The organism is Xanthomonas sp. SHU 166 (assembly GCF_000364685.1).
Classification (GTDB): Bacteria; Pseudomonadota; Gammaproteobacteria; order Xanthomonadales; family Xanthomonadaceae; genus Xanthomonas_A; species Xanthomonas_A sontii.
The window spans coordinates 1-2,882 of sequence record NZ_AQOJ01000573.1 but is presented as its reverse complement, the minus strand read 5'-3'; the positions used below and the strand labels follow the sequence as shown (position 1 = coordinate 2,882).

The window sequence follows — 2,882 nt, the reverse complement described above, 5'->3', positions numbered from 1 at the left end:
TGCCGCCGATCGTCGCCGAACACCAGCTCCACGCGCTCGGCATCCGGCGCCCACAGCGCGAAGGCGACCTCGCCATTGGCGCCCGGCCAGGCGCCGGGGCGCAGCGCCGCACGCGGGGCGGCAGGGGAGTCGATCGATGCAGCGGTCGTGGCCATGGTCAAAGGTCCGGTTGCAGCCAAAGGGTCGACAGCGGCGGCAGGGTCAGCGCCAGCGATTGCGCATGCCCGTGCATCGGCTGCGGCAGGGTCGACAGCACACCGCCGTTGCCCTGGTTGGAACCGCCGTAATAGCCGCTGTCGCTGTTGAGAATCTCGCGCCAGCGTCCGCCACGCGGCACCCCCACGCGGTAATCGTGGTGGACGGTCGGCGTGAAGTTGCTCACCGCCAGCAGCGGCGGCGTATCGTCATCGCGGTCGTGGCGGACGAAGGCGAACACGCTGTTGTGGTGATCGTCGGCGATGCTCCACTCGAAGCCGTCGCTGCTGCGGTCGCTTCGGTACAGCGCCGGCAACGCACGCAATTGCCGGTTGAGGTCGGCGACCAGGCGCGCGACGCCGCGGTGCTCGGGCTGCTGCGCCTGCACCCAGTCCAGCGGCCGGTCGTGGTCCCAGTCCTGCCACTGCCCGAACTCGCAGCCCATGAACAGCAGTTTGCGTCCGGGATGCGCCCACATGAAGGCCAGGTAGGCGCGCAGGTTGGCGAAGCGCTGCCAGGCGTCGCCGGGCATGCGCGCCAGCAGCGAGCCCTTGCCGCGCGCCACCTCGTCGTGCGACAGCGGCAGCACGAAATGCTCGGAGAACGCGTACACCAGGCCGAAGCTCATCTCGCTGTGGTGGTGCTGCCGGTGCAGCGGATCGCGCTGCAGGTAGCGCAGGGTGTCGTGCGCCCAGCCCATGTTCCACTTGTGGCTGAAGCCCAGGCCGCCCTGCGCCGTGGGCGCGGTCGCACCCGGCCACGCGGTGGATTCCTCGGCGATGGTGCGCACGCCCGGGAAGCGCTGCGCGATCTCGTCGTTGAGCCGGCGCAGGAAGGCGATCGCCTCCAGGTTCTCGCGGCCGCCATGGGCGTTGGGAATCCACTCGCCGGCGTTGCGGCCGTAGTCGCGGTACAGCATCGCCGCCACCGCATCCACGCGCAGGCCGTCGACGTGGAAGCGCTCGATCCACTCCAGCGCGCTGCCGATCAGGTAAGCCACCACTTCCGGGCGGCCGTAGTTGTAGACCAGCGTATTCCACTCGCGGTGCACGCCTTCGCGCGGGTCGGCGTGTTCGTACAGGGCGCTGCCGTCGAAGCGCTGCAGGCCGTGCGCATCGTCGGGGAAGTGCGCACCGACCCAATCCAGCAACACGCCGATGCCAGCCTGGTGACAGGCATCGACGAAGCGCGCGAAGCCGTCGGCGTCGCCATGGCGCGCGGTGGGGGCGTACAGGCCCAGCGGTTGGTAGCCCCAGGAGCCGCCGAACGGATACTCGGCGATCGGCAGCAGTTCGATATGGGTGAAGCCGAGCCCGCGCACGTAGGGGATCAGTTCGGCGGCCAGCGCATCCCAGTGCAGCGGCTGGCCGTTGCCGTCGTGGCGCCAGGAGCCGGCATGCAGCTCGTAGACGCTCAGCGGCTGTGCGCTGCCGGCCTGTGCCTCGCGCTGCGCCAGCCAGGCGGCATCGCCCCAGGCATGGCTGTCGGCGTACGGCACCACCGAGGCGGTGGACGGCGCCAGGGCGCTGCAGCGCGCCACCGGATCGGCCTTGCGCGGCAGCACGCTGCCGTCGGCGGCCTGCAATTCGTATTGATAGTGTTCGCCGCCGTGCAGCCCGGGCACGAACAGTTCCCAGACCCCGGCCTCCGGATGCAGGCGCAGCGGATGCCGGCGCGCGTCCCAGCCATTGAAGTCGCCGACCAGCGCCACCCGCCTGGCCTGCGGCGCCCACACCGCGAAGCGCACGCCCTCCACCTCGCCGATGCGGGCGTGATGCGCGCCGAGCGCGGTACGCAGGGCGGCGCCGTCGCCGGCGGCCAGATCCTGCAGCCAGGCCGGATCGAGCATCGGCTCGAAGGCATAGGGGTCGTCGCATTCCTGCACCGCGTCCGGCCACACGATGCGCAGCCGGTAGGGCGTGGGCTGCTTCAGCTCGCCCTCGAACAGGCCATCGGCCTGCGGGTGGGCACGCATCCGCGCGATCAGCTTGCCCTGCGCATCGAGCAGGCCCAGCGCCTCGGCGCCCGGCGCCAGCACACGCACCCGCACCGTGCCGTCGGCCTGTGGATGCGGGCCAAGCCAGGCGAACGCATCGATCGCCTCGCCGCGTGCCAGTGCCTGCAGGGCAAGGCCGTCGCCGTCGTCCTCCGTGTCCGCCGCCGGGTCCCCGCCGGCGGCCGGGTCCACGGCGTGTTCCCGATCGCTCATGCGGCGGCCATGGCACTCGCGGTGGCCGACACCGTGGCGCTGGCCGCGGCCGGGATGTTGCCGGCGTTTGTGGCGGCGGTGCGCTCGTACAGCGCCATGTACTTGCGCCCGGCCAGCTCCCAGCCGCTGGGCCGCAGCATCGCTGCGCGACGCATCGCCTGCAGCAGACCCGGCAGGCGGAAGGTGCGGAACACCCGTTGCAGGCAGCGGCGCAGGCCGTCGGCCGAGGCTTCCTCGAACAGGAAGCCGGTGACGCCGTCGTCCACCGTATCGATCAGGCCGCCGGTGGCGTGGGCGATCGGCAGGCTGCCGAAGCGCTGCGCGTACATCTGGCTCAACCCGCAGGGCTCGAAGCGGGAGGGCATCAGCAGGAAGTCGGAGCCGGCGAACATGCGCCGCGCCAGCGGCTCTTCGAAGCCGATGTGCGCGCCGACATGGCCGGGGTAACGCCGCGCCAGCGCCGCCACCGCCTGCTCGA

Annotated in this window: 2 protein-coding genes; both read right to left on the bottom strand. The window is 71.6% G+C overall.

Going from position 1 to position 2,882, the window contains the following annotated elements; genetic code table 11:
• Positions 1-157: 157 nt before the first annotated feature.
• Positions 158-2,383, bottom strand: coding sequence for a 1,4-alpha-glucan branching enzyme (locus D180_RS14415; RefSeq protein WP_343122585.1), 2,226 nt, complete (start codon positions 2,381-2,383; stop codon positions 158-160).
• A gap of 17 nt (positions 2,384-2,400) precedes the next feature.
• On the bottom strand, positions 2,401-2,882 hold a 482-nt coding region (locus D180_RS14410), incomplete at its 5' end, for a glycosyltransferase (protein ID WP_043091019.1).